The sequence below is a fragment of the Allobosea sp. Root483D1 genome (genome assembly GCF_001429505.1).
Classification (GTDB): domain Bacteria; phylum Pseudomonadota; class Alphaproteobacteria; order Rhizobiales; family Beijerinckiaceae; genus Allobosea.
Genome location: NZ_LMJW01000016.1, coordinates 207,123 through 229,539 on the forward strand (window position 1 = coordinate 207,123; position 22,417 = coordinate 229,539).

The 22,417-nt window shown below is 67.3% G+C and carries 29 protein-coding genes; 17 read left to right on the forward strand and 12 right to left on the reverse strand.

The features are described from left to right. The first annotated feature begins 62 nt into the window (after window positions 1-62). The 5 genes from ASE66_RS13810 (at window position 63) to ASE66_RS13830 (ending at window position 3,646) form a co-directional block, all read left to right on the forward strand. Window positions 63-1,007 carry a TAXI family TRAP transporter solute-binding subunit gene (locus tag ASE66_RS13810; RefSeq protein ID WP_162262487.1) on the forward strand — a complete coding sequence of 315 codons (945 nt, stop codon included), beginning with the start codon at window positions 63-65 and terminating at the stop codon, window positions 1,005-1,007. Window positions 1,008-1,015: 8 nt separating this feature from the next. Then, window positions 1,016-1,633 carry a hypothetical protein gene (locus tag ASE66_RS13815; protein WP_244494912.1) on the forward strand — a complete coding sequence of 206 codons (618 nt, stop codon included), beginning with the start codon at window positions 1,016-1,018 and terminating at the stop codon, window positions 1,631-1,633. A gap of 25 nt (window positions 1,634-1,658) precedes the next feature. Further along, window positions 1,659-2,165: a DsrE family protein gene (locus ASE66_RS13820; RefSeq protein ID WP_057190202.1), complete on the forward strand. Its 507-nt coding sequence runs from the start codon at window positions 1,659-1,661 to the stop codon at window positions 2,163-2,165. A gap of 168 nt (window positions 2,166-2,333) precedes the next feature. After that, window positions 2,334-3,167 carry a sulfite exporter TauE/SafE family protein gene (locus ASE66_RS13825; protein WP_057190388.1) on the forward strand — a complete coding sequence of 278 codons (834 nt, stop codon included), beginning with the start codon at window positions 2,334-2,336 and terminating at the stop codon, window positions 3,165-3,167. 11 nt (window positions 3,168-3,178) lie between these two features. Further along, window positions 3,179-3,646 (forward strand): GNAT family N-acetyltransferase, encoded by a 468-nt coding sequence (locus ASE66_RS13830; RefSeq protein WP_057190203.1) that lies wholly within the window; start codon window positions 3,179-3,181, stop codon window positions 3,644-3,646. Here ASE66_RS13830 and ASE66_RS31390 read toward each other — a convergent pair. Continuing rightward, window positions 3,603-3,803, reverse strand: a complete 201-nt coding sequence (locus ASE66_RS31390) for a DUF1289 domain-containing protein (RefSeq protein WP_082613427.1) — start codon at window positions 3,801-3,803, stop codon at window positions 3,603-3,605. The genes ASE66_RS13830 and ASE66_RS31390 overlap by 44 nt on opposite strands. Continuing rightward, window positions 3,800-4,648 carry an adenosylcobinamide-GDP ribazoletransferase gene (gene cobS, locus ASE66_RS13835; RefSeq protein WP_057190204.1) on the reverse strand — a complete coding sequence of 283 codons (849 nt, stop codon included), beginning with the start codon at window positions 4,646-4,648 and terminating at the stop codon, window positions 3,800-3,802. Before cobS ends, ASE66_RS31390 begins: the two co-directional genes overlap by 4 nt. 107 nt (window positions 4,649-4,755) lie before the next feature. On the opposite strand from cobS, the gene cobT reads away from it, so the two are divergent. After that, window positions 4,756-5,787, forward strand: coding sequence for a nicotinate-nucleotide--dimethylbenzimidazole phosphoribosyltransferase (cobT, locus tag ASE66_RS13840; protein ID WP_057190205.1), 1,032 nt, complete (start codon window positions 4,756-4,758; stop codon window positions 5,785-5,787). 13 nt (window positions 5,788-5,800) lie between these two features. On the opposite strand, the gene ASE66_RS13845 is transcribed toward cobT, so the two are convergent. The 3 genes from ASE66_RS13845 to ASE66_RS13855 form a co-directional block, all read right to left on the reverse strand. After that, window positions 5,801-6,205, reverse strand: coding sequence for a PIN domain-containing protein (locus ASE66_RS13845; RefSeq protein WP_057190206.1), 405 nt, complete (start codon window positions 6,203-6,205; stop codon window positions 5,801-5,803). After that, on the reverse strand, window positions 6,202-6,438 hold the full coding sequence (locus ASE66_RS13850) for an AbrB/MazE/SpoVT family DNA-binding domain-containing protein (protein ID WP_057190207.1): 237 nt from the start codon (window positions 6,436-6,438) through the stop codon (window positions 6,202-6,204). The genes ASE66_RS13845 and ASE66_RS13850 overlap by 4 nt, the downstream gene beginning before the upstream one ends. Before the next feature lie 112 nt (window positions 6,439-6,550). Further along, window positions 6,551-7,261: a glutathione S-transferase family protein gene (locus ASE66_RS13855; protein ID WP_057190208.1), complete on the reverse strand. Its 711-nt coding sequence runs from the start codon at window positions 7,259-7,261 to the stop codon at window positions 6,551-6,553. Window positions 7,262-7,368: 107 nt separating this feature from the next. Here ASE66_RS13855 and ASE66_RS13860 point away from each other — a divergent pair, with 107 nt between their 5' ends. Then, entirely contained in the window at window positions 7,369-7,716 is a 348-nt protein-coding gene (locus tag ASE66_RS13860; RefSeq protein WP_057190209.1) for a winged helix-turn-helix transcriptional regulator, read from the forward strand. 50 nt (window positions 7,717-7,766) lie between these two features. Continuing rightward, window positions 7,767-8,231: a GNAT family N-acetyltransferase gene (locus tag ASE66_RS13865; RefSeq protein WP_057190210.1), complete on the forward strand. Its 465-nt coding sequence runs from the start codon at window positions 7,767-7,769 to the stop codon at window positions 8,229-8,231. Window positions 8,232-8,294: 63 nt separating this feature from the next. Here the strand turns inward: ASE66_RS13865 and ASE66_RS13870 are convergent, their stop codons facing one another. After that, window positions 8,295-9,269 carry a Bug family tripartite tricarboxylate transporter substrate binding protein gene (locus tag ASE66_RS13870; protein WP_057190211.1) on the reverse strand — a complete coding sequence of 325 codons (975 nt, stop codon included), beginning with the start codon at window positions 9,267-9,269 and terminating at the stop codon, window positions 8,295-8,297. A gap of 94 nt (window positions 9,270-9,363) precedes the next feature. On the opposite strand from ASE66_RS13870, the gene ASE66_RS13875 reads away from it, so the two are divergent. Together ASE66_RS13875 and ASE66_RS13880 are read left to right on the forward strand one after the other, a co-directional pair. Beyond that, window positions 9,364-10,014, forward strand: coding sequence for a GntR family transcriptional regulator (locus tag ASE66_RS13875; protein ID WP_162262483.1), 651 nt, complete (start codon window positions 9,364-9,366; stop codon window positions 10,012-10,014). After that, entirely contained in the window at window positions 10,011-11,141 is a 1,131-nt protein-coding gene (locus ASE66_RS13880) for an enolase C-terminal domain-like protein (RefSeq protein WP_057190213.1), read from the forward strand. The genes ASE66_RS13875 and ASE66_RS13880 overlap by 4 nt, the downstream gene beginning before the upstream one ends. 51 nt (window positions 11,142-11,192) lie before the next feature. On the opposite strand, the gene ASE66_RS13885 is transcribed toward ASE66_RS13880, so the two are convergent. Beyond that, window positions 11,193-12,713, reverse strand: a complete 1,521-nt coding sequence (locus ASE66_RS13885; protein WP_057190214.1) for a sensor histidine kinase — start codon at window positions 12,711-12,713, stop codon at window positions 11,193-11,195. Window positions 12,714-12,896: 183 nt separating this feature from the next. Here ASE66_RS13885 and ASE66_RS13890 point away from each other — a divergent pair, with 183 nt between their 5' ends. The 6 genes from ASE66_RS13890 to ASE66_RS13915 all read left to right on the forward strand — a co-directional run bounded on the left by ASE66_RS13890 (window position 12,897) and on the right by ASE66_RS13915 (window position 16,905). Then, window positions 12,897-13,352, forward strand: a complete 456-nt coding sequence (locus ASE66_RS13890) for a thermonuclease family protein (RefSeq protein ID WP_413814268.1) — start codon at window positions 12,897-12,899, stop codon at window positions 13,350-13,352. Between the two features lie 152 nt (window positions 13,353-13,504). Continuing rightward, on the forward strand, window positions 13,505-14,425 hold the full coding sequence (locus tag ASE66_RS13895) for an AEC family transporter (protein WP_057190216.1): 921 nt from the start codon (window positions 13,505-13,507) through the stop codon (window positions 14,423-14,425). Window positions 14,426-14,744: 319 nt separating this feature from the next. Continuing rightward, on the forward strand, window positions 14,745-15,356 hold the full coding sequence (locus tag ASE66_RS13900; RefSeq protein WP_057190217.1) for a glutathione S-transferase family protein: 612 nt from the start codon (window positions 14,745-14,747) through the stop codon (window positions 15,354-15,356). 3 nt (window positions 15,357-15,359) lie between these two features. Continuing rightward, window positions 15,360-15,821, forward strand: coding sequence for a hypothetical protein (locus ASE66_RS13905; RefSeq protein WP_057190218.1), 462 nt, complete (start codon window positions 15,360-15,362; stop codon window positions 15,819-15,821). Further along, the gene (locus ASE66_RS13910; RefSeq protein ID WP_156412153.1) at window positions 15,818-16,282 is read left to right on the forward strand and encodes a hypothetical protein; all 465 of its coding nucleotides are present in this window, start codon (window positions 15,818-15,820) and stop codon (window positions 16,280-16,282) included. Before ASE66_RS13905 ends, ASE66_RS13910 begins: the two co-directional genes overlap by 4 nt. Next, entirely contained in the window at window positions 16,279-16,905 is a 627-nt protein-coding gene (locus tag ASE66_RS13915; protein ID WP_057190220.1) for a uracil-DNA glycosylase family protein, read from the forward strand. Before ASE66_RS13910 ends, ASE66_RS13915 begins: the two co-directional genes overlap by 4 nt. Before the next feature lie 4 nt (window positions 16,906-16,909). Here ASE66_RS13915 and ASE66_RS13920 read toward each other — a convergent pair whose 3' ends face one another. Then, on the reverse strand, window positions 16,910-17,776 hold the full coding sequence (locus tag ASE66_RS13920; protein WP_057190221.1) for an NAD(P)-dependent oxidoreductase: 867 nt from the start codon (window positions 17,774-17,776) through the stop codon (window positions 16,910-16,912). Window positions 17,777-17,948: 172 nt separating this feature from the next. Here ASE66_RS13920 and map point away from each other — a divergent pair, with 172 nt between their 5' ends. After that, window positions 17,949-18,701: a type I methionyl aminopeptidase gene (gene map / locus ASE66_RS13925; protein ID WP_057190222.1), complete on the forward strand. Its 753-nt coding sequence runs from the start codon at window positions 17,949-17,951 to the stop codon at window positions 18,699-18,701. 7 nt (window positions 18,702-18,708) lie between these two features. Here map and ASE66_RS13930 read toward each other — a convergent pair whose 3' ends face one another. The 4 genes from ASE66_RS13930 to rocD form a co-directional block, all read right to left on the reverse strand. Beyond that, a complete protein-coding gene (locus tag ASE66_RS13930) occupies window positions 18,709-19,425 on the reverse strand; it encodes an ABC transporter permease (RefSeq protein ID WP_057190223.1) in 717 nt (238 codons plus the stop codon). After that, a complete protein-coding gene (locus ASE66_RS13935; RefSeq protein WP_057190224.1) occupies window positions 19,422-20,132 on the reverse strand; it encodes an ABC transporter permease in 711 nt (236 codons plus the stop codon). Before ASE66_RS13935 ends, ASE66_RS13930 begins: the two co-directional genes overlap by 4 nt. A gap of 75 nt (window positions 20,133-20,207) precedes the next feature. Next, on the reverse strand, window positions 20,208-20,981 hold the full coding sequence (locus ASE66_RS13940) for a transporter substrate-binding domain-containing protein (RefSeq protein WP_057190225.1): 774 nt from the start codon (window positions 20,979-20,981) through the stop codon (window positions 20,208-20,210). A 235-nt stretch (window positions 20,982-21,216) separates the two neighbouring features. Further along, a complete protein-coding gene (gene rocD / locus ASE66_RS13945) occupies window positions 21,217-22,416 on the reverse strand; it encodes an ornithine--oxo-acid transaminase (protein WP_057190226.1) in 1,200 nt (399 codons plus the stop codon). Between the last annotated feature and the right edge of the window lies 1 nt (window position 22,417).

A 22,417-nucleotide genomic window follows, 5' to 3' on the forward strand; every position in this document is an offset into this window, starting at 1 on the left:
TGCTGGTCGCTTTTGCCGGGTTTGTTCCCGCATTCGAGCCGGCGCAGGCGCAGACGCCACAGATGAGCGCCGCCAGCACCGTCTCGCCGCGACGCATGGTTCGGCCACTCCCGACGGAACAGGAGAAAATGAATGCCTGGACGGTCGGTCTGGCGGCGGGGCTGCTCGAAGGCGCGCCGCTGCGTCTTGGGGCGGAGATGGCCCGTGTCGTCGATGACGGGCCGAATCTGCACGTCCTGCCGATCGTCACCCGCGGCGCCACCGAGAACCTGAACTCGCTGCTCTATCTGCGCGGCATCGACACCGCGATCATCAATTCCGACGCGCTGGACGAGTACAAGGCCCAGATGCCGCAGATCCGGCGCAAGGTCACCTATGTGCTCAATCTCTTCCCCTCGGAGCTGCATGTCTTCGTGCGGCCGGAAATCCAGAGCCTGCAGGATCTCGCTGGCAAGAAGGTGAACTTCAACACGCTCGGAACTGCTGCCGCCTATTCGGGGCCGCTGATCTTCAGCCGCCTCGGCATCAACGCGGAGAATACCTTCATTCCGCACCAGGTCGCGATCGAGCAGATGCGCAAGGGCGAGATGGCTGCCGTCGTCTTCATCACCTCGAAGCCGGTGGACGCGTTCGTCCGCGGGCGTTTCGAGCCCGGCTTCAAGTTTCTCCCGGTCCAGTACGACAGCAAGTTCGAGGACTACTACCTGCCGGCGGTGCTGGAGGCCGGCGAGTATCCAGGCCTGATCAAGGCGGGCGAGCGGGTGTCGACGATCGCGGTGCCGACTGCGCTGGTCGCGTTCAACTGGGCCCCGCAGACCAACCGCCATGAGCGCGTCGCCCGTTTCGTCGACCTCCTGTTCAGCCGCATCGAGAAGCTGCAGGGCCCGGGCTTCGATGCGAAATGGAAGTCGATCAATCTCGCTGCGACCGTGCCGGGGCTCGATCGCTTCTCGGCGGCTCAGGAGTGGCTGGATCGCAAGGGGCAGACACAGCGTGCGGCAAGATGAAACTGATCATGCTGTCCGTCGCGTTCGAGATAGTGAGCAGGGTCGCCTTCGCGCAGGGCGCTGCCGATCCGATGGCGCAGCTTCGCGCCTGCTCGCTGCTCGATCCGGCGGACCGGCCTGCCTGCCTGAACAAGCTGCCGCAGCCGATAAGGATGCCCGAGAGCTCTGCGCCGGACGCTCCAGGCTGGATCGTCAGCGAGACCACCTCGCCGGTCGACTATACGCCGATCGTCACCGCCACTGCCTTTGCCAATGGCAACGCCAGCGGCGCCCTGAAACAGCTCTCGATTCATTGCCGCGGCGGCCGGACCGAGATGGTCGTCGGCGGCCCGGCCGTTGCCGATGGCGACGCCTATCACGCTCTGTCCTATCGCCTCGATGACGGCCAGCCGGTCCAGGTCGCAGCCGGCAGGCCATCCTATGGAACCGGCGTTGCCTTCAGAGGCGATGTCATGGGGCTGCTGCTGTCGCTCCCTTCAGAGGGCGGAATCGCCATCCGTCTCTTCGCGCGGAGCGGCACCGTCCATGACGGGCATTTTACTCTCGCCGGCTTGAAGGCGGCGCGCGACAGGGTCGCCGCAGCCTGCAAATGGCCGCGCACCGTTGCCAGGCCACGTAGCGAATGATCCTCGAACTCATGGGCAGGACGCGATGACGATCAGGTTCAAAGACTTCGCAGGCGCCGCGCTGGTGGCTGGGATGACGATTGCGATCGCCACTTCACCCTCGGCCGCACAGGGCACGAAGCAGAGCTCGGTGCAGGCATCGAAGCCACCGGTGGTCGAAAAGAAGCCGCATCGGCTCATTCTGCAGGTGAACTCGAATGAGCCTGCGTTGATGAACCTCGCGCTCAACAATGCGACGAACGTGGCGCAGTACTATCAGGATCTCGGCGAGAAGGTGGAGATCGAGGTCGTGACCTTCGGCCCCGGCCTGCACATGCTGCGCGACGACACCTCGCCGGTGAAGGCGCGGATCAAGGCGATCACCGCGAGCACGCCGGCCATCTCCTTCAAGGCCTGCGGCAACACCCAGGGCAATATGAGCAAGACCGAGAACAAGGACATTGTTCTCATTCCCGAGGCGTCGGTGGTGAAATCGGGCGTCGTTCGGGTCATGGAGCTACAGGAGAAGGGCTGGACCTATGTCAGGCCGTGATCGCCCTCGACCCGCGAACGGAGGTACATCGCCCTGAAGCGGGCATGGTGCGGCGGCGCAGTCCCGACGGCTTGATCGCCTCCGCGCATGCCAGCCCTGCCGGCTGATCCTTGCCCTTTCCGGCCAAAGCCCTAAGAGCGGCCCGACTTGTCCTGCTCTTGGTACATGATGATTGCCGGCATTCCCCTGAACGACCTGATCTTCCTCGCCGTGTCGCTGATCGCGGCCGGCGCCGTCACCGGCCTGCTCGCCGGCCTGTTCGGCGTCGGTGGCGGCGCCGTCATCGTGCCGGTGCTCTACGAGGTCTTCAAGGCGATCGGCGTGCCCGAGGAGGTCCGCATGCCGCTCGTGGTCGGCACCTCGCTCGCGGTGATCATCCCGACCTCGATCCGTTCCTACCGGGCCCACCTTGCCAAGGGGCTGGTCGATACCTCGATCATCAGGATCTGGGCGGTGCCGGTGGTGCTCGGCGTGCTCGGCGGTAGCCTGATCGCGCGCTATGCCTCGCCGGACGTGTTCAAGGCGGTCTTCGTCGCGGTCGCCTTCACCAGTGCCATGCGCCTACTCTTCGCCTCCGACCGCTGGAAGCTCGGCGACGACATGCCTGGGCCGTTCCTGATGCGCATTTATGGCCTGATCATCGGCGTGCTCTCGTCGCTGATGGGCATTGGCGGCGGCCAGCTCTCCAGCCTGTTCATGACCTTCTATGGCCGGCCAATCCACCAGGCGGTGGCGACCTCGTCAGGCCTGGGCATCCTGATCTCGATTCCCGGCGCGCTCGGCTACATCTATGCCGGCTGGCCGAAGATGGATCTGCTGCCGCCGCTCTCGCTCGGCTATGTCTCCTTCATCGGCTTCCTGCTGTTCATTCCGACCTCGATCTGGACGGCGCCAATCGGCGCGCGCCTGGCGCACCGCCTGTCGAAGCGCCGGCTGGAGGTCGCCTTCGGCATCTTCCTGCTGGTCGTCTGCGCCCGCTTCTTCTGGTCGCTGATCGGCTGAGGACGGGAACCATGGTGGCCGTGCGCGCTTGCGAAGTGGCCGATCATCCCGCGCTCGCCGGTTTGATGGCTGAGATGCAGGCGCATTACAGCGTGCCTTGCCCGCCCGACGCCGAAATCCGCGCCGGGTTGGCGAACCGGCCGGCGGGAACTGAGCTGTTGGTCGCCGAACATGGCGGCGCCCTCGTCGGCTTCGCAGCCTTTTCCGCGATCTATCCAGGGCCTGGCTTGAAGCCCGGCTTCTTCCTCAAGGAAATCTATGTCGCCGAACCCGCCCGCGGGCTTGGCGCTGGCCGGGCGTTGCTGGCCGAATTGGCGCGGCTTGCGCTCGCACGCGGTCTCGGCCGGATCGACTGGACGGCGGCGCGCGACGATGAACACCTGCTGCGCTTCTACGAGAGCCTCGGCGCGACGCCGCAGCCGGAAAAGGTCTTCTTCAGGCTGACCGGCGAGGGGCTTGCCCGTCTCGCGGAGGGCTGAGGCGCTCGCCCAGCGTCGCCATGATGGCGAGGCGCTCCACCTCGCTGAGCCGCGACCATTGTGCGATTTCCTGCAGGGTCCGACCGCAGCCCTGGCAGAGTTTTTTCGCCGGGTCGATCACGCAGACCTTGATGCAGGGGCTGGAGATCGCGCTCATCGCCCGCCCCAGCCGAGGACGATGGCGAGGCCGAGATAGATCGCGATCTCGCCGAGCTGCTGCGCCGCGCCGAGGATGTCGCCGGTCTGGCCGCCGATCAGGCGGATGGCGGTGCGCGACAGCCAGTAGGTCGCCAGCGCCGACAGGGCGAAGCCGAGCAGGACGCCGGCGAGGGGGAGGACGCCGAGGGTGACCAGGAGCAAGGCGAGGGCGCCCGACAAGCCGTAGGCGATCGGCAGCACCGATCGTTCGGGCTGTCCGACCGAAGCGGAGGCGCCATCGCGCCGGGTTGGCGGGGCCGTGGCGAGGATGCGAATGCCCTCGACACGCGACCACGGCGCCGCGATGAGCACGGCCGCCGTCAACGCCCAGGCTCCGGCGCCTTGCAGGATCGCCGCGAGTGCGCTCACCCGCAGCAGCAGCGAGAGGCCGAGCGCCAGCGCGCCGAAGGTGCCGACACGGCTATCCTTCATGATCTCCAGCCGCCGCTCCGGCGTGTGGCCTCCGAACAGCCCGTCGGCGCTGTCGGCAAGCCCGTCCTCATGGAAGGCGCCGGTCGTCACCACCAGCGCAGTCACGGCGACGGCCGCTGTCAGCAGGGCGTTGACGCCCGCAAGGCCCGCGAGCAATGCGATCAGCGCCGCAGGCAGTGCGATCACCAGCGCCGCGAACGGCAAGGCACGCGGCACCCGCCGGAAATCAGGCAGGGCATGCGGACTCTCGCCCGGCAGCGCCGGCACCGGCAGGCGCGAATAGAAGCGGATGCAGGTCGCGGTCGCGATCAGCCAGCCCGGCCAGGTGGGCGGCGTCGCCTGCGTCGCATCATCGCTGTCGGTTTGCGCCACGCTGCCCTCGGATTGTCTTCGTCCGCTCCAGCCTATAGCAGCAGCGGCTGCGCGGCGGCGATCTCGCGCTGCCCGATTCCTCAGGTATTCAAGATCGGCTTCCTCAGATGTCTGCGATGCCCGCCTCCGGCCTGCCCTTCGACGATATCCGCAATCTCATCGCCAGCATGCCCGGCCCCGACATGGCGGCGGCCAACACGGTGCGCGCCCGCGACAAGGAATTGACCAAGCCGGCCGGCAGCCTTGGGCGGCTGGAGGAGATCGCCGAATGGCTCGCCGCCTGGCAGGGCAAGGCGCCGCCGCGGGTCGACCGGCCGCTGGTCTGTGTCTTCGCCGGCAATCACGGCGTCGTCGCCCAGGGCGTCTCGGCGTTTCCGCAGTCGGTGACGCGCCAGATGCTGGAGAACTTCGCGGCCGGTGGCGCCGCGATCAACCAGATCTGCGCCGCCTATGATCTCGGCTTCAAGGTCTTCGATCTCGCGCTCGACCTGCCGACCGGCGATTTCACGCAAGAGGATGCGCTCGATGAGCGCGCCTGCGTCGCGACCATGGCCTTTGGCATGGAGGCGCTTGCCGGCGGCGCCGACCTGCTCGCGCTCGGCGAGATGGGCATCGGCAACACCACCTCGGCGGCGGCGATCTTCGCCGCGCTCTATGGCGGCGGCGCTGCCGCATGGTGCGGTCGCGGCACCGGCGTCGACGATGACGGCCTGAAGCGCAAGATCGCGGCGGTCGAGGCCGGGCTCAAGTTCCACGCCAATCACCTGAGCGACCCGCTCGAAGTGCTGCGCCGCTTCGGCGGCCGCGAGATGGCGGCGATCTGCGGCGCCATCCTCGCAGCGCGCCTGCAGCGCATCCCGGTGATCCTCGACGGCTATGTCGTTACCGCCGCTGCCGCGATCCTGCACGCGCTCGATTCCTCCGCGCTCGACCATTGCATCGCCGGCCATCTCTCGGCCGAGGGCGCCCATGCGGAAGCGCTTGTCCGGCTCGGCAAGCAGCCCTTGCTCGCGCTCGACATGCGGCTCGGGGAGGGCACAGGAGCAGCGCTCGCCGCCGGGCTCGTCAAGGCGGCGGCCGGCGTCCACTCCGGCATGGCGACCTTCGCGCAGGCGCAGGTGTCCGGGAAGGCCGAATAGCGACGGGGGCTACCTACTCGGCTTGGAACGGATTCCCGATCCTCAGTCGCTCGTCGACGATCAGGCCGTGCTGCATGTCTTCGCTATAGAGCACGGCACAATCCGCTCGTAGCGCACTCGCCACGATCAGGGCGTCGTAGAAGCCGAACCCGTACCGTTCAGCCAGTCGGGTGGCCTCCTGATGCGTGGCGAGGTCGAGCGGATGGACGATGCGACTCAGCGTCGTGATCGCCTCGACCGCATCGGTGATCTCCGCCCAGGAGAAGCCGAGCTTGCGGCGTGCGACATTGGCGAATTCGTTCAGGACCTGGACGCTGATCTCGCAGCCCCTGCCGAGCAACTCCTCGGCCACGGCGTTGCGCGGATCATCGCTGAAAGCGTAGACGACGACGTTGCTGTCGAGGAAGGCGCGCGTCACGGCGCGCGCTCATTGGCCTCGTCACGATCGAAACGCCAGCCGGACGGGAGCGGCCTGCGAAGGCTGCGGATGCGGGCGAGCGCGCGCGGCTTACGCTCGTCGCGCGCGATCAGGAAGGTCCGGTCGTTCGCGATACGGATTTCCACATCATCGCCTTCCTTTAGCGAGAGTGCCTCGCTGACAGCCGCAGGAATTCTGATAGCGAGACTGTTGCCCCAGCGTGCAACCTGCATTGACGCGCTCCTGTTTGATATACACGGAACATGTATATCCCAAGAGCGGTCATCAAGCCACGATCTCTTGGAAAGACGCGCCGGGCGTTCGACCCGGCGCGTCCTGGGTTTGTCAGGCGCCGACGCCGAAGCGCTCGATCACCTCGGCCAATGGCAGATGGCCCTTGAAGGCGCCGCTGCCGGTCGGCGTCTGCCCGTTCTCGAGCGCGGTCGCGAAAACCACCGCCGGATCGGCCTCGACCCGCTGGCGCAGCGCCTGCAGCTTGGGCCAGCGCGAGAGTTCGGCGACCTCATGGAATTCGAGCCAGCGCGCCACGCCGGCGAGCAGGCCGTCGGCCAGGGTATGCTTGCCGCCGACCAACCAGTTCCCGTCGCCGATCATGGCTTCGAGCTTGTCATGCCGCTCAGCCACCGCCTTGCGGCCGAAGCGGCGCAGCGCCGCCTCGAACTCCGGGTCGGGTTCGGGCAGCTCCAGCGCCGCCCAGAGCGGCCAGAAAGCGCCGGTGAAGCCGGTGTTGAGGAAGCCCATGAATTGGTGCATCCGATCGGCTTCCGGCGAGAGCGGCTCGAAGCTGATCCGCCGCTGCGCATCACGCGCTTCGAGATGGGCGGCGATCGCCATGGTTTCGGTCAGCGGACGGCCCTGATCGGTGATCAGCACCGGCGTTTCGACGCGCGGATTGATCCGGGTGTAGGATGGTTCGCGCATTTCGCCGAGCATGTCGACGCGGCAGAGCTTGTAGGGCTGGCCCAGCCATTCGAGAGCCGCGACCAGGCCCATCGAAGTGCCGGACGGGTAGCCATAAACGAGGATCGGTTCCATTTTGCGTTTTCCATTTGGGTCGGGAAACGCTGCGCAGCGGGCTGGAACCTAGTCGTCCCAGCCCCCAAGTAAATTACGCACTTTTCTGTAACCAGCCGGAACGGAACATGAAGGACGTGGTTTCGGACTGCCCGATCGAAAGCGTCATGCGGGTGCTGAGCGGCCGCTGGCCGACCTTGCTGCTCTATTATCTGAAGGACGGCACCAAGCGCTTCAGTGAGCTCAGGCGCGACAACCCGACTGTCTCGCACCGCATGCTGGCGCTGGAGCTGCGCAAGCTCGAGGCGTCCGGCGTCATCCGGCGGATCGATCATGATGGCTATCCGCGCCGGGTCGACTACGAGCTCACGGCAGCGGGCCTGCGCCTCGTGCCGCTGATCGACGCCCTCGGCGACTGGTGGGACGAGGTCGAGGCAGGGCGTGGCGAGACGGCGATCCTGCCGAAGGTCGCCTAGCGACGGGCTGGACCTCGCTTTCACATGCTGCGAGCTGGCGAGCGGAACGGATGACAGGCGATACGAGCGACCTTGCGATCAGGCCCCTCGAAACCGGCGATCGTCCCGGCTGGGAGCAGCTGTGGGTCGGCTACCACGCGCATGGCCCCTTCGGTGGTCCGCCGCCGCCGCCGGCCGTGACGGACGCGACCTTCGCGCGCTTTCTCGGCGACGAGGCAATGTGGGCTCTGGTTGCTGTCCAGAATGGTGCTCTCGTCGGAATCATTCACGCGGTCTTTCACCCCGTGACCTCGTCGGACAAGCCGGTCTGTTTCCTCAATGATCTGTTTGTGGCGGAGACGGCCCGCCGGTGCGGAGTCGGCCGGCGGTTGATCGAGGCTCTCTACGATCTCGCCCGTGCCGAGGGCGCCTTGCGCGTCTACTGGCACATGCAGATGGACAATCGCGCGGCTGGCGATCTCTACGACAGGGTCGCCAGCCGCTCGGGGCATACGGTCTTCAGGAGAGCGCTCTGATCCTGCACTGATGAGGCGCGAAACGACGCCACCCCGTCGTGAGGGCCTTTCGGCGGCGAGCTCTCACTTCGGTTCGAGCGAGATCTTGGCCGCGGTCGCGACCTCCTTCCAACGCGCGATGTCGGCGCCGAGGAAGGTCGCAAACTCGGCCGGCGTGTTGCAGACCGTCTCGCCGCCGAGCACGGAGAGCTTTTGCTGCACCTGCTGGTCGGCACAGGCCTTGACCACCTCGGCATGCAGCTTGGCGACGATCTCGGCGGGTACGCCCGCCGGCACCAGCAAACCGAACCAGGCGACCGTCTCGTAGCCGGGAAAACCGCTTTCCTCCACGGTCGGCACGTCCGGCAAGGCGGCGGCACGCTTGCGGGTGGTCACGGCGAGCGGCGTCACCTGGCCTGATTGCGCCAGCCCGATCGCCGGCGGCAGGTTCACCGCCATGAATTCGACCTGGCCGGAGACGATGTCGTTCAGCGCCGGAGCCGAGCCGCGATAGGGCACATGCGTCGCCTCGATGCCGGTCAGCACCTTGAGATATTCCGAGTTCATATGGGCCGAGGAGCCGTTGCCGCCCGAGGCGAAGCTGAGTTTGCCCGGATTGGCCTTGGCATAGGCGACGAGCTCCGCAAGCGATTTCACCGGCAGCTTCTTGCTGGCGAGGAAGATGTTTGGCGCGCGATAGACCAGCGAGACGGGTGCGAAATCGCGCATGGCGTCATAGGGCACGCCCTTGTAGGTCGCTGGAATAATGCCGTGCGAGCCGGCATTGGCCATGATCAGGGTGTAGCCGTCGGGCGCAGCCTTGGCCGCTGCCGCCGATCCGACGACGCCCCCGGCGCCCATCCGGTTCTCGACGATGAAGGGCTGCCCGAGTGCAGCCTGCAGCTTCTCGCCGATCAATCGTGCCGCGATGTCGGAGCCATCGCCGGGCGCGCTCGGCACGATCAACGTCACCTGCCGCTCCGGCCATGGGCCTGCCTGCGCCGCCAGCAGGCCGAAGCCGAGCAGCCCGCCCATGCACGACGCGACGAACTTCCTCATGCCTGCCTCCCACAAGATGTGATCACAATTGTTATCTTAACGCCTTGACAGGCAGGGGTATACGGCTTTTGTGATCAAATCAATGGATGAGCCCGTGTCACTCGCCGAGTCCGTCAAGGACATGATCCGTGCCGACATCCTCGACGGCCGGCTCGACTTCGGCGCGCGCCTGCGCATCCGTGAGCTGGCGACGCGCTATGGCGCGAGCCCCATGCCGGTGCGCGAGGCATTGCGCAGCCTGGTCGGGGAGGGGCTGGTCGCGGCCGTCGCCAACAAGGGCGCGCGCGTCGTCACGGTCGATGCCGAGCACATCCGTCACCTGTTCACCATCCGCATCGCCGTCGAGGTCGCGCTGGCGCGGCAGGCGGCGCTGGCGATCGACGCAGCCGGGCTGGCCGAGGTCGCGACGCTGGAGCGGGAGCGGCTCGCCGCTGTCCAAGGCGGCGACTTCGCTGCGGGCGTCGCCATCAACCAGCGCTTCCACCGGCGCATCTACGAGGCGGCCGGCAATGCCGAGGGGCTCGTCCTGCTCGACCGGCACTGGCTCCTGCTGGCGGCGATCTGGTCGCGCTATGGCTATCGGCCCGAGCGGCTCGGCGGCGTGGCGAGCGATCATGATCACATCCTGCGGGCGCTGGCGGAGCGCGACGCAGATGCCTGCGGCGTGATGACTGCGGCCCATGTCACAAAGACGCGCCAGGACATGCTGGCGCAGATCGAAGGCTATGAGGCAAGGGTGCGATGACGGCAGTGGATCGCATCGAGCACGCGCGGCTGCGCGTCCTACGCATCACCGACAAGACGCACTGGGTCTTTCTGGAGCTGGCCTTCGCGTCCGGGGCGACTGGCCTTGGCGAGGCCAGCCTGCACGGGCGCGAACGGCTGCTCGTCGACGCGGCGCTGGCGCATCTGCCGGCCTGGCTCGGCGGTGCACCGTTGCCGGACTTCGACCGCCCGGTGCCGCTTCCGCTGGCTACGATCGCGACCGCCTTCGATGTCGCCTGCCGTGACGCCGCAGCGCGACGTGAGGGCAAACCGCTGGCGGCCGCACTCGGGGCGCCGGCCGAGGTCCGGATTCCGCTCTATGCCAACATCAACCGACGCACGCGCGACCGGACGCCCGCAGGCCATGCCGCCAGCGCTGAAGACGCGCTCGCCGCCGGCTTCGCGGCGGTCAAGATCGCGCCGTTTGACGAGGTTACGCCCGCTCTGTCCGACGATGCCGAAGGGCGGGCCGCACTGGAGCGTGGGCTCGAACGCATCGCCGCGGTCCGAGGGGCCCTGGGCGGTGAGCACCGCCTGCTGGTCGACTGCCATTGGCGCTTCGCGCCCGATCTGGCCTGGCGCCTCGTCGAAGCGGTGCGGGAGCACGATCTCTACTGGCTGGAATGCCCGGTGGCCGAAACACAGGCCCATATACCCCTGCTGGCAGACATGCGGCGCGCGCTCAACGCCTCCGGCACGCTGCTGGCCGGGCTCGAGGAATTCTCCGGCGCGCCGGCATTCCTTGCCTTCGCGGAGGCCTATGACGTGATGATGCCAGACATGAAATATGTCGGCGGCGTCGACGAGATGCTGCGCACCGGCCGCGCGCTCGCCGACCGGGGCATCGCGGTGTCGCCGCATAATCCGACCGGGCCGGTCTGCCATGCCGCGAGCCTGCATCTGAGCGCCGCCCTGCCGGGTTTCAGCATGCTCGAGGTCCAGTTCGACGAGACGCCGCTCTTCTTCGACCTCGGGCGGCCCTCCCTGCCGGGCTTCGCCGGGGGCGCTTCGGATCTGCCGATCGCCGCAGGACTGGGGCTCGATCTCGACGAAGAGCAGGCCGAACGGCTCTGCGTCCTCGATCTCACGCTTCGGCCATCGCCCTGACGGGCTTCGGAAACGGGCATTCGTGAAGCAGGGAGCGTAGCGCGGCGAACCCTATGCCGCCGAGCGCGCGCCGGGTTGCGGCAGGGCCGGCAGCGTGTCCATCACCCGTTCCGCCGGAAGCGTGATCGTCACTTCGGTGCCGGCGCGCGGGCTCGACTTGAGGCGGAAGCCGCCGCCATGCAGGTCGACCAGTCCCTTGACGATCGGCAGACCCAGACCCGAGCCCTGCTCGGCGGTCTTGATCGCCAGCGAGCCGCGGCCGAAAGTCTGCATCACTACCGGGATCTCGTCCTCGGGGATGCCGGGGCCGGTGTCGGTGATCGAGACATATTGCCCGCCGGTCGCGGTCCAGCCGACCTTGATCGAGATCTCGCCGCCCTGCGGGGTGAACTTGATCGCGTTCGCCAGGATGTTCAGCACGGCCTGGCGGATGGCGCGCTCGTCGGCCCAGATCCGCGGCAGGTCTGGCTCGGTCGCCTGGCGGATCGTCTGGCTCTTGGCCTTGGCACGCAGGTTGAGCATGTGGGCGGCGTCGTCGGCGATGGCGGCGAGGCTGATCGCTTCCTCGCTGAGTTCGTATTTGCCGGACTCGATGCGCGACAGGTCGAGGATCTCGTTGATCAGCGTCAGCAGATGCTGGCCGGAGGAATGGATGTCGCCGGAATATTCCTTGTAGGAGGCGTTGGCGTGCCCGCCGAAGACCTCGTTCTTCATCACCTCGGAGAAGCCGAGGATGGCGTTGAGCGGCGTGCGCAATTCATGGCTCATGGTCGCCAGGAAGCGCGACTTTGCGAGATTGGCCTCCTCGGCCTTGCGCCGGGCCTCGTCCGAATTGGCCTTGGCGGTCTCGAGCTCGGCGATCAGCGCATCCTTCTCGGCCCGGAACTCGATCGTCTCCACCGAGGTGGAATAGAGCCGGTTGGTCAGGAAGATGAAGAAGAGCTGCGCGCAGGCCGCCATCAGCAGCATGGTGACGCTGTCGATGTCGCTGCGGCCGCTGAAGGACAGGACGATCGCGCCGACGATCGGCACCAGGCCGGAATAGACCGCGATCGGGATCGCCGCTGCGAGCGTGACGGTGAGCGCGCTGACGATCAACAGCGCCGTCATCAGGAAGAAGCGGGCGCCGGGCGCCTCGACGCCGACGAAGAGCGCTGCCAGCAAGGCCCAGGACAAGCCATGCAGCAGTTCGGCTGCAGGCAGGAGCTTGCGCCAGAAGGCGACGCGCGCGGCGGCGGAAGGCTCGGCCAGGAAACGCCGGCACAGCACCACGGTGAACGCGGTTGTCAGGACGACCAGGCCGAGCCAGCCCGAAGCCGTGTAGAACGGCACCCAGACGCAGGCCGCAGCCGCCACCAGGACGGCGAGCAGCAAGGTGCCGGCCGAACCGTTCAGCCGATATTGCGCGAAGACGCGGATAAGTTCGTAGTCGAAGGCGCGCTGGAGCCCGGTCGACGAGGTCAGCTTCTCGCGTGCCGACCGGACCTCGCGGTTGATCAGCTTGCGGCGCGCCAGCACGGACGGATCGGGTCCGCGACCGCGCTGCACCTGTTCGGCTGTCAGTTCCGCCATGGTCCGAAGGCAAAGGCTCCCGTCCGGCGACGCAACTGTCGCGTCCCGGCTCGCCATCATGGGTTGGAAATCGTTAAGCTTGTCCTGATGGCGCGCTTCGGATTCAGGACAAGCAACTACGGACCGTTCGGCTGGCGACGGGTCGGCCGCTCGGTCGACTTCGTCGTAGCCCTTGGATTTATTGTGCTTTTGGCGATCGCCGGCGCCGTCCTGCAATACCGGCTCGGCGACAGCCGCAGCCTCGTCGGCGCGGCCGAGGTGATCGACGGCGATTCGCTTAGGCTTCTTGGCGAGGAGCTTCGCCTGGAGGGCATCGATGCGCCGGAATACCGGCAGACCTGCCGCGACCGCAACGGCGGCGAGGTCGCCTGCGGCCGGCAGGCGCGCCGCGCGCTCGCGGCCATGCTGGCGCTGGGCAATGTCAGCTGCACGGTGTCTCGGGCCGATCGCTATGGCCGCGGACTGGCCCGCTGCCAGCAGGGCGATGCCGAGATCAATGCGGCCCTGGTGCGCCAGGGCAACGCGGTTTCCTACGGCGCCTACCAGGCCGAGGAGGCCGAGGCGAAGGCGGCCAGTCGCGGCATCTGGGCGCTCAGCTTCGAGCGGCCGGAGGAGTGGCGCAGGAGCCATCCGCGTTGAATTCCCCGCCCGCCATGCGGATTCCTCAATCCCGTTGGCGGCTCAGGTATTTTCGTCTCCGGCACGGGCGACCTAAAGAAGGATCGTCTTCTGCCCCTTCGCCGCTGGATTCATCGCCGCATGACATTGCCGCCCGCTTGTGAACTCCCGGCATGATCGGCGCGATCCTGCTCGCCCTGGTGCCGATCGCCCTCCTGATCGCGCTCGGCCACGCCATGCGCCGCCTGCGCTTCCTTCCGGACGCATTCTGGCCGCAGGCCGAGCGGCTGAGCTATTACGTCCTGCTGCCGGCCCTTTTCACGCACGCCTTGGCGATGGCCGACCTCAGGGGGTTGCCGGTCGCCGCTTTGGCCCTGACCCTGATCGCAGCGATCATCACCGTCGCGGCGCTGCTCGTGCTGGCGAAGCGCTGGCTCGGCTACAGCGATGCCGCCTTCACCTCGGTCTTCCAGGGCGGCATCCGCTTCAACAACTATGTCGGCCTGAGCGCGGCCGGCAGCATGCTCGGGCCGTCCGCCCTGCCGCTAGCGGCCGTCGCCAATGCCGCGATCGTGCCGACGGTCAACGTGCTCTGCGTCCTGGTCTTCGCCCGCTGGGGCTCGGCGCAGCCGACCCTGCGCGGCATTCTCCGGGGCCTTGCCCTCAATCCGCTGCTGATGTCCTGCGTGCTCGGCATCGCGATCCAGCTCAGCGGCCTCGGCCTGCCGCCCGGCGTCGAGGGCTGCCTGAAGGCGCTCGGCCAGGCCTCGCTGCCGATCGGCCTGCTCTGTGTCGGCGCGGCGCTCGACTGGGGAGCGCTCGGCCGCGGCCTGAAGCCGGCGCTGGTCGCCTCCTTCGTCAAGTTCGTGCTGATGCCGCTTGCGACCTACGCCGCGTTGAAGGGTTTCGGCCTGGGCGGGCAGGCGGCGACGCTGGCCATCCTGTTCCAGGCGCTGCCGACCGCGTCCTCATCCTATGTGATGGCGCGCCAGCTCGGCGGCGATGCGCCGCTGATGGCCGGCATCTGCGCACTGCAGACCGTTCTCGCGGCGATTGCGGTGCCGCTCGCGCTGATCCTGCTGGCGCCGGGTTGAGCGCTCAGAGCGGCTCTCGCGGATCATCCTCGCGAGGGCCATCCAGGCGCGCTGCGCCAGGCTCTCGTGAGCGTGACCACAAGGTCGCGAGCATCAACCCGACCGGAATGGCGAGGATGACGATCCAGACGACGAAGCTCCAATCCTGCGGCATGTCGATTACCCCCTGCGGGACAACAATCGTGGGCGAAGGCGCTTTGTTCCTGCCCAGCGCCCGTCAGTGTCGTCTTGCCGCCGTCTTTGCGGGCTGAACTCTTGACAGGGCCGGGGCGCCGCCGTGAAACCGGCATGTCCCGAGACGGCGAAAGGCTAAAGGGCCATGAAGCTCTATGATGGCGGGCGCGCGCCCAATCCGCGGCGGGTCCGCATCTTCTTTGCCGAGAAGGGCATCCCCTTGCCCGAGCTCGTGCCGATCGACATCGGCAAGAAGGAGCACCGGACGCCGGAATTCACGCGTATCAATCCGTCGCAGCGTCTCCCGGTCTTGTTGCTCGAGGATGGCACGGCGCTGGCCGAGACGATCGCGATCTGCCGTTACATCGAGGGCCTGCACCCGGCGCCGGCCCTGTTCGGAGGCGCCCCCAAGGAAGCGGCGCTGATCGAGATGTGGAATCGGAGGATCGAGCTCGGGCTGTTCTCGGCGGTCTCGGCCGTGTTCCGCCACGGCCATCCCGCCATGGCCGAGCTCGAGGAGCAGGTGCCGGAATGGGCCGAGGCCAGCCGCGAGCAGATCGACGATCACCTGATGCTGCTCGACCTGCAGCTCGGCGCCAACCGCTTCGTCTGCGGCGACGGGCTGACGGTGGCCGACATCACCGCCGGGATCGCCATCGACTTCATGAAGCCCTCGCGCATCCCGCTGCCGGAGGACTTCGCCAATATCCGGCGCTGGCATGGCGAGCTCTCGGCCCGGCCGAGCTGGAAGGTTTGAGCGATGCGCCTGCTGGCGACCCTGTTCGCGCTGATGCTCCCGCTTGCCGCCATGGCGGCGGATAAGCTGACGGGCGAGCAGATCAACCAGGCCTTCACCGGCAACACGGTCAGCGGCCGCTACACCGGTGGCGGCTTCTTCACCGAGTTCCACGACCCTGACGGGCGGGCGCTCGGCAATAATGGCTGGCAGGAGAATCGCGACGCCTGCTGGATCACCAAGGGCGATGCCGTCTGCTATTATTACGGGCCACCGGAAGAGCGGACGACGCACTGCTTCACGGTCGAATTGACCGAACGGCTCTACATCCTGCGCAATGTCGGCGACGGCCGGATCAATGCTGTCGCGACCATCGAGCTCGCCAATCCGCGCAATCATACCGATGGCGGCAAGCCCTGGTATTGCGACGGGCTGATCTCGCGCGGCCCGCAGGCGCCGATGTCGCGGCGGGTTGCGGCCCGATGATGCGGCTGGGAGCGATGGCGGCGCTGCTGATGTTCTGCGTCGGCGCGACCGGCGCCGGCGCGGTCGAGCGGCTGACCGGCCAGGAGATCCGCAAGCTGTTCGAGGGGAATACGGTCGCCGGCCGCTATAATAACGGGCTGCCGTTCAGTGAGTATCACCACCCGGATGGCCGCGCGGCCGGGCACAACCGGCACGTGACCAACACGGACGCATGCTGGACGACGACGGACGATGCCGTCTGCTACTACTATGGTCCCCACGAGACACGCCGGACCTACTGCTTCGCCGTCGAGCGCAGCGGCACGCTCTATGTGCTGAAGACCTACCGCACCGGGCGCATCAACGGCATCGCCACCATCCAGTCCGGCGATCCGGAGAAACACGTCGACAGGGCGCCGTCCTGGCATTGCGATGGACTGATCTCGCAGCGCCCCGGCCGGGAGCGGCTCGCCGGGCGATGAACAGTTCGGAAGCGCTCGCAGACGTCCTTGCCGAGCTGCGCGCCTGCCGGGTCTGCCGGGATGAGCCGGTCTATCTGCCACGCCTGCCGCATGAGCCCCGCCCGGTGATCCAGGCAGAGGCCAGCGCCCGCCTCCTGATTGCGAGCCAGGCGCCCGGCACCCGCGTCCATGCCAGCGGCAGGCCCTTCACCGATCGATCGGGCGATCGGCTGCGCGACTGGCTCGGCCTCGACCATGCCTGCTTCTACGACGCCTCGCGCGTCGCGATCGTACCGATGGGCTATTGCTTCCCCGGGCTCGACGCCAAGGGCGGCGACCTGCCGCCGCGCCGCGAATGTGCGCCGCTGTGGCGGACGCGGGTGCTCGCGGCACTGCCGCATATCGAGCTCGTGCTGGTGATCGGCCGTTATGCCCAGGCCTGGCATCTCGGGCCAAAGGCGGCGGCCGACCTGACGGCGACCGTTGCCGATTGGCGCGCCACCTTCACGCAGGAGCGCAAGCCGCGCATCCTGCCGCTGCCGCACCCCTCCTGGCGCAACAATGGCTGGCTCAGGAAGAACCCCTGGTTCGAGGCCGAGCTGGTGCCGGTGCTGCGGGCAGAGGTGGCGCGGCTGGTCGGCTGAGCCCTTACGGCTCCAGCCGCTTCAACAGGCTCGACGTGTCCCAGCGCCCGCCGCCGAGCTTCTGCACATCGGCATAGAACTGGTCGACCAGCGCGGTGACGGGCAGGCGGGCGCCGTTGTTCCGGGCTTCGTCGAGCACGATGCCGAGGTCCTTGCGCATCCAGTCGACGGCGAAGCCGAAATCGAACTTGTCGGCATTCATCGTCTTGCCGCGGTTCTCCATTTGCCAGGAGCCGGCGGCGCCCTTCGAGATCACCTCAAGCATCGCCTCGACGTCGAGGCCGGCGCGCTTGGCGAAATGGACGCCCTCGGACAGGCCCTGGACCAGACCGGCGATGCAAATCTGGTTGACCATCTTGGTGAGCTGGCCCGAGCCGGCCGGACCCATCAGCCTGCACATCCGGGCGAAGCTGGCGATCACCGGCTCGACCTTGGCGTAGGTTTCCGGATCACCGCCGCACATCACGGTCAGCACGCCATTCTCGGCGCCGGCCTGGCCGCCGGAGACCGGCGCATCGATGAAGCCGAAACCGGCTGCGGTCGCCGCCGCGTCGAGCTCGCGCGCGACATTGGCGGAGGCGGTTGTGTGGTCGACGAAGATCGTGCCCTTGCCCATCGCGGCGAAGGCGCCGTTCTCGCCGGTGGTCACCGAGCGCAGGTCGTCGTCATTGCCGACGCAGCAGAACACGATCTCCTGGCCCTCGGCGGCCTGGGCCGGCGTCGGAGCGTAGACGCCGGCATGCTGCGCCACCCATTTCTGCGCCTTCTCCGGCGAGCGGTTGTAGACGGTGACGTCATGGCCCTTGGCCTTGAGATGGCCGGCCATGGGGTAGCCCATCACGCCGAGACCGAGGAAAGCGACTTTGGCCATGGGACTGCTCCGCTGCATCATCTGAAAGGTCATTGCGGCTTTAGCGCGCCGGGGAAGGCGAGGGAAGCGATGCAGGCGCGATAGCAGCGATCGCGATTCCGCAGGGATCACGCATGGACAGTCTGCCGCGCCCTGGCTTGCCGCCCTCGCCGAAATCCGTCAGGAACCGGGCATGACCATCACCAATGATGAAGAACTTCAGGCCCTGCGCGAGATCGGCCGCATCGTCGCCGATACGCTGGCGGCGATGGGGCGGGCGCTCGAGCCGGGCATGACCACGGCCGAGCTCGATGCGATCGGCCGCGAGATGCTCGAACGGCATGGCGCGCAATCGGCTCCCGAGACCGTCTACGGCTTCCCGGGCGCCACCTGCATCAGCATCAACGAGGAGGTCGCCCACGGTATTCCGGGCGAGCGCCGGATCGCTGCCGGCGATCTGGTCAACATCGACGTCTCCGCCGAGAAGGCCGGCTATTTCTCCGACACCGGAGCGTCCTTCACGGTGCCGCCGGTCGACCGCCGCATCGAGCGGCTCTGCCGCGACGGCAAGCGCGCGCTCTGGGCCGGGCTCGGCCAGGTCGGTGCGGGCAAGCCGATCGCCGGCATCGGCGAGGCGGTCGGCCGCTTCGCCCAGAAGAACGGCTATACGCTGGTTCGCAACCTCGCCAGCCACGGCATCGGGCGCTCGCTCCACGAGGAGCCGAAGGAGATCGCGACCTGGCCCGAGCGCTCCGAGCGACGGGTCATGCAGAAGGGGCTCGTCTTCACCGTCGAGCCGTTCCTGTCGCTGGGCGCCGACTGGGCGGAGCATGCCGAGGGCGACAACTGGACCCTCTATTCCGAGCCGCGGGCCCCGACGGTCCAGTACGAGCACACCGTGGTCGCGACCGCCAACGGTCCGCTGATCCTGACCTTGCCGGGCTGAGCGCTGCTCACCGCAACGCCATATGCCGTGTCAGCCTGAGCTCGATCCGGTCCCAGACCCGGCGGATGATCTCGGTCAGCATGAGATAGATCAGCGCCGCATAGAGGTAGATCGACAGGTCGAAGGAGCGGGCGAAGGCGAGGCGGGTCGCGCCCATCAGGTCGAACAGCGTCACCAGCGAGGCGATCGCAGTCGCCTTGATCATCACGATCAACTCGTTGCCGAGCGGGCGCAGCGCCAGGATCATCGCCTGCGGCAGGATCACACGGCGCAACGTCGCCCAGCGATGCAGGCCGAGCGCCAGCGCGCCCTCGAACTGGCCGCGCGGGATCGACTGGATCGCGCCGCGCAGGATCTCGGCCTGGTAGGCGGCGGTGTTGATGGTGAAGGTGAAGAGCGCGCAGTAGAACGGCTCGCGGAAGAACCACCACAGGCCGACATCCTGCCAGAACAGCCGGAACTGGCCGAAGCCATAATAGACCAGGAAGAGCTGGCAGAGCAGCGGCGTGCCGCGGAAGAAGGTGGTGTAGCCGTTGATCGCGATCTGTGCCCAGCGCGGCCCGTAAAGCCTGGCGATGGCGAGGCCGACCGCGAGCACGAAGCCGAAGGTGACCGAGAGCACGACCAGCTCGACGGTGAGCCACAGGCCGCTCGCCATGCGGCAGCCATAGTTCTGCAGGACCTCGCTGCCGATCAGGTAGCCCGGATATTCGCACCAGTTCATCGCGTCGCTCCGCCGAAGGCGGCGTAGCCGCGATTGGTGCGTTGCTCGAGCATGCCGATGCCCCAGGCCGAGACCAGCGAGAAGAAGAAGTAGAGCAGCATCGCCGTGCCGAAGAACAGGAACGGCTCCTTGGTCACGACATTGGCGCGTGTCGCGATGAACATGATGTCCTGCAGCGTGATCACCGAGATCAGCGAGGTCTCCTTCAGCAGCACCATCCAGTTGTTGCCGAGGCCCGGCAGCGCGACGCGGATCAGTTGCGGGAAGACGACGAGGCGGAAGGCCTGCGCCTTAGACAGGCCGAGCGCCGAGGCGGCCTCGCGCTGGCCCTTCTGGATCGAATTCAGCGCGCCGACCCAGACCTCGCTGGAGAAGGCGGCGAGCACCATGCCGAGCGCGACCATGCCGGCGACGAAGGGCGGGATCGAGAACCCGCTCCACGCCTTCTGCACCAGCACCTGGATGCCGAAATAGATGATGTAGAGCGTCAGCAGCTCGGGCACGCCGCGAAAGACGGTGGTGTAGATCGTCGCCAACGAGCGCAGCAGCACGCTGTCGGAGCGCTTCCACAGCGCGATGATCAGGCCGAGCGCCAGGCCGAAAGGGAGGGTCGCGAGCGCGACCGAAATGGTGTTGGCCGCGCCTTGCAGCAGGGCCCATCCCCAGCCGCCGGGGCCGAAGCCGAGCAGAGCGAGTTTGTCGAACATGGGGGAGCCGGCGCGCGAGGGGATGAGGCCCGCCGGCCATTATGTGGCCGGCGGGCAGGCGTCAGCAGGCTTGGCTCACTCGTACTTGAACCACTTGTCCTCGAGCTTCTTCAGCGAGCCATCGGCGACGGTCTCGGCGATCGCCTTGTTGACCAGGTCCTTCAGGGCGGTGTCGGCCTTGCGCACGGCGCCGGCGACGCCCGCACCATGGATCGCGTCGTCGCGGGTCACCTCGGCGATCCGCTTGCAGCAATCCTTGCCTTGCCCCTTCAGGAAGTCGGCGAGGGCGAGCGCATCGGCGACGATATAGTCGAGACGGCCGTTGAGCAGGTCGAGATTGGCCTCTTCCTGGGTCGGATAGAGACGCGCGGTCGAGTCCTTGTAGAACTTCTCGACATAGTTGGCGTGGATGGTCGAGCCCTGCGCGCCGATCGACTTGCCCTTCAGGGTGGCCGGCGAGATGTCGGCCGAGGCGGTGCTCTTGGGGCCGATCATCCAGATCGGCGTCTTGCTATAGGGCGTGGTGAAGTCGACCTGCTTCTTGCGCTCCTCGGTGGCGTTCATGCCGGCGAGGATGATGTCGTACTTGTTGGCCTGCAGTGCCGGGATGATGCCGTCCCAGTCCTGTACCACCCAGCTGCACTTCACCTTCAGCTTCTCGCAGAGAAGGTTGCCGTAATCGATCTCGAAGCCTTCCAGCTCCTTCTTGGCGTTGAGGTTGTTGTAGGGCGGATAGGCCCCCTCGGTGCCGATTCGGATTTCCTTCCATTCCTTGGCCTGGGCGAGCGCGCCCGTAGCGCCGGCAACCGTGAGCGCCGCGGCTGCGACGAATTTCGCGAAACCTTTCATGGGACCTCCCCTTGGATCTGGCCGACCGGGCGTTTCGAGTTCCCGCAACGGCTTGTGCGCGACAGCTTGTGCGATCATCGGGGCGGGCCGCAAGTAGGCTCTTGCAGCTTTTCCGAGCATGCCCGCACAAGGATCGCGCAAGGCAAGCTGCTGTTCTTGTTGTTGAAATCGAACCGCAGCGACGCTTTTCCCGCGCGCTGGCTCAAGCGACCGCACACGGATTTTGTTGCAACGCTCAGCGCGCGCGCTCGGCGAAGACGCTTTCGCAGCGTTCCAGCCCCCAATCCAGCTCTTCGCGGCTGATCGTCAGGGGCGGCGCGAAGCGGATGGTATGCTCATGCGTTTCCTTGGTCAGCACGCCGGCGTCGGCGAGGCGGGCGACGATCTTCTTGGCGTCGCCGGCGCCGGGCGCGACCTCGACACCGACCCAGAGGCCGCGGCCGCGCACCTCGCTGGCGAGGCCCTGCGTCATCGCCGCCAGCCGCCCCTTCATATAGGCGCCGAGCTCGGCCGAGCGCTCGACCAGCTTCTCCTCCTCGATCACCGCGAGCGCCTCCAAGCCGATCGCGGCGGCGAGCGCGTTGCCGCCGAAGGTCGAGCCGTGCGAGCCCGGCCCGAACAATTGCATCACCGCGCGCGAGGCCAGGAAGGCCGAGACCGGATAGACCCCGCCGCCGAGCGCCTTGCCGACGATCAGCCCATCCGGCTTCACGCCCTCGTGCTGATGCGCGAACCAATGGCCGGTCCGGCCGAGCCCGGACTGGATCTCGTCGAGGATCAAGAGGACGTTGCGTCGGTCGCAGAGCATCCGCAGCGCCGTGAGATAGCCGTCCGGCGGCAGCACGATGCCGGCTTCGCCCTGGATCGGCTCGATCAGGATCGCGGCGGTGTTCGGCGTGATCGCGGCTTCCATGGCTGCCGCGTCGCCGAAGGGCACGCTGACGAAGCCCGGCGCGAACGGGCCGAAGCCATCGCGATAGCTCTCGTCGGAGGAGAAGCCGACGATGGTGGTGGTGCGGCCGTGGAAGTTATTGTCGGCGACGATGATCTCGGCCTTGCCGTCGGCGATGCCCTTGACCTTGTGGCCCCAGCGCCTCGCCGCCTTGATCGCGGTCTCGACCGCCTCGGCGCCGGTGTTCATCGGCAACGCCATCTCCTGGCCGGCGATGGCGCAGAGCTTCGCGAGGAAGGGGCCGAGCGGCTCGGTGTGGAAGGCGCGACTGGTCACGGCGAGGCGCTTGGCCTGCTCGTTCAGCACTTTCAGGATGCGCGGATGGCCGTGGCCGAGGCTGACGGCGGAATAGCCGCTCATCATGTCGAGCCGCCGAACGCCGGCGACATCGGTGAGCCAGACGCCTTCGCCATGGGAGAGCATGATCGGCAAAGGCGCGTAGTTTTGCGCGCAGACTTCGCGTTCGAGCACGATCGCATTCATG

What these genes read in the sequence shown, in the direction of transcription:
- ASE66_RS13810 (WP_162262487.1), top strand. Translation starts at nt 63, where the DNA reads ATGAGCGCCGCCAGCACCGTCTCGCCGCGACGCATGGTTCGGCCACTC.
- ASE66_RS13815 (WP_244494912.1), top strand. Translation starts at nt 1,016, where the DNA reads ATGCTGTCCGTCGCGTTCGAGATAGTGAGCAGGGTCGCCTTCGCGCAG.
- ASE66_RS13820 (WP_057190202.1), top strand. Translation starts at nt 1,659, where the DNA reads ATGACGATCAGGTTCAAAGACTTCGCAGGCGCCGCGCTGGTGGCTGGG.
- ASE66_RS13825 (WP_057190388.1), top strand. Translation starts at nt 2,334, where the DNA reads ATGATTGCCGGCATTCCCCTGAACGACCTGATCTTCCTCGCCGTGTCG.
- ASE66_RS13830 (WP_057190203.1), top strand. Translation starts at nt 3,179, where the DNA reads ATGGTGGCCGTGCGCGCTTGCGAAGTGGCCGATCATCCCGCGCTCGCC.
- ASE66_RS31390 (WP_082613427.1), bottom strand. Translation starts at nt 3,803, where the DNA reads ATGAGCGCGATCTCCAGCCCCTGCATCAAGGTCTGCGTGATCGACCCG.
- cobT (WP_057190205.1), top strand. Translation starts at nt 4,756, where the DNA reads ATGTCTGCGATGCCCGCCTCCGGCCTGCCCTTCGACGATATCCGCAAT.
- ASE66_RS13850 (WP_057190207.1), bottom strand. Translation starts at nt 6,438, where the DNA reads ATGCAGGTTGCACGCTGGGGCAACAGTCTCGCTATCAGAATTCCTGCG.
- ASE66_RS13855 (WP_057190208.1), bottom strand. Translation starts at nt 7,261, where the DNA reads ATGGAACCGATCCTCGTTTATGGCTACCCGTCCGGCACTTCGATGGGC.
- ASE66_RS13860 (WP_057190209.1), top strand. Translation starts at nt 7,369, where the DNA reads ATGAAGGACGTGGTTTCGGACTGCCCGATCGAAAGCGTCATGCGGGTG.
- ASE66_RS13865 (WP_057190210.1), top strand. Translation starts at nt 7,767, where the DNA reads ATGACAGGCGATACGAGCGACCTTGCGATCAGGCCCCTCGAAACCGGC.
- ASE66_RS13870 (WP_057190211.1), bottom strand. Translation starts at nt 9,269, where the DNA reads ATGAGGAAGTTCGTCGCGTCGTGCATGGGCGGGCTGCTCGGCTTCGGC.
- ASE66_RS13880 (WP_057190213.1), top strand. Translation starts at nt 10,011, where the DNA reads ATGACGGCAGTGGATCGCATCGAGCACGCGCGGCTGCGCGTCCTACGC.
- ASE66_RS13885 (WP_057190214.1), bottom strand. Translation starts at nt 12,713, where the DNA reads ATGGCGGAACTGACAGCCGAACAGGTGCAGCGCGGTCGCGGACCCGAT.
- ASE66_RS13895 (WP_057190216.1), top strand. Translation starts at nt 13,505, where the DNA reads ATGATCGGCGCGATCCTGCTCGCCCTGGTGCCGATCGCCCTCCTGATC.
- ASE66_RS13900 (WP_057190217.1), top strand. Translation starts at nt 14,745, where the DNA reads ATGAAGCTCTATGATGGCGGGCGCGCGCCCAATCCGCGGCGGGTCCGC.
- ASE66_RS13905 (WP_057190218.1), top strand. Translation starts at nt 15,360, where the DNA reads ATGCGCCTGCTGGCGACCCTGTTCGCGCTGATGCTCCCGCTTGCCGCC.
- ASE66_RS13910 (WP_156412153.1), top strand. Translation starts at nt 15,818, where the DNA reads ATGATGCGGCTGGGAGCGATGGCGGCGCTGCTGATGTTCTGCGTCGGC.
- ASE66_RS13915 (WP_057190220.1), top strand. Translation starts at nt 16,279, where the DNA reads ATGAACAGTTCGGAAGCGCTCGCAGACGTCCTTGCCGAGCTGCGCGCC.
- ASE66_RS13920 (WP_057190221.1), bottom strand. Translation starts at nt 17,776, where the DNA reads ATGGCCAAAGTCGCTTTCCTCGGTCTCGGCGTGATGGGCTACCCCATG.
- map (WP_057190222.1), top strand. Translation starts at nt 17,949, where the DNA reads ATGACCATCACCAATGATGAAGAACTTCAGGCCCTGCGCGAGATCGGC.
- ASE66_RS13930 (WP_057190223.1), bottom strand. Translation starts at nt 19,425, where the DNA reads ATGAACTGGTGCGAATATCCGGGCTACCTGATCGGCAGCGAGGTCCTG.
- ASE66_RS13935 (WP_057190224.1), bottom strand. Translation starts at nt 20,132, where the DNA reads ATGTTCGACAAACTCGCTCTGCTCGGCTTCGGCCCCGGCGGCTGGGGA.
- ASE66_RS13940 (WP_057190225.1), bottom strand. Translation starts at nt 20,981, where the DNA reads ATGAAAGGTTTCGCGAAATTCGTCGCAGCCGCGGCGCTCACGGTTGCC.
- rocD (WP_057190226.1), bottom strand. Translation starts at nt 22,416, where the DNA reads ATGAATGCGATCGTGCTCGAACGCGAAGTCTGCGCGCAAAACTACGCG.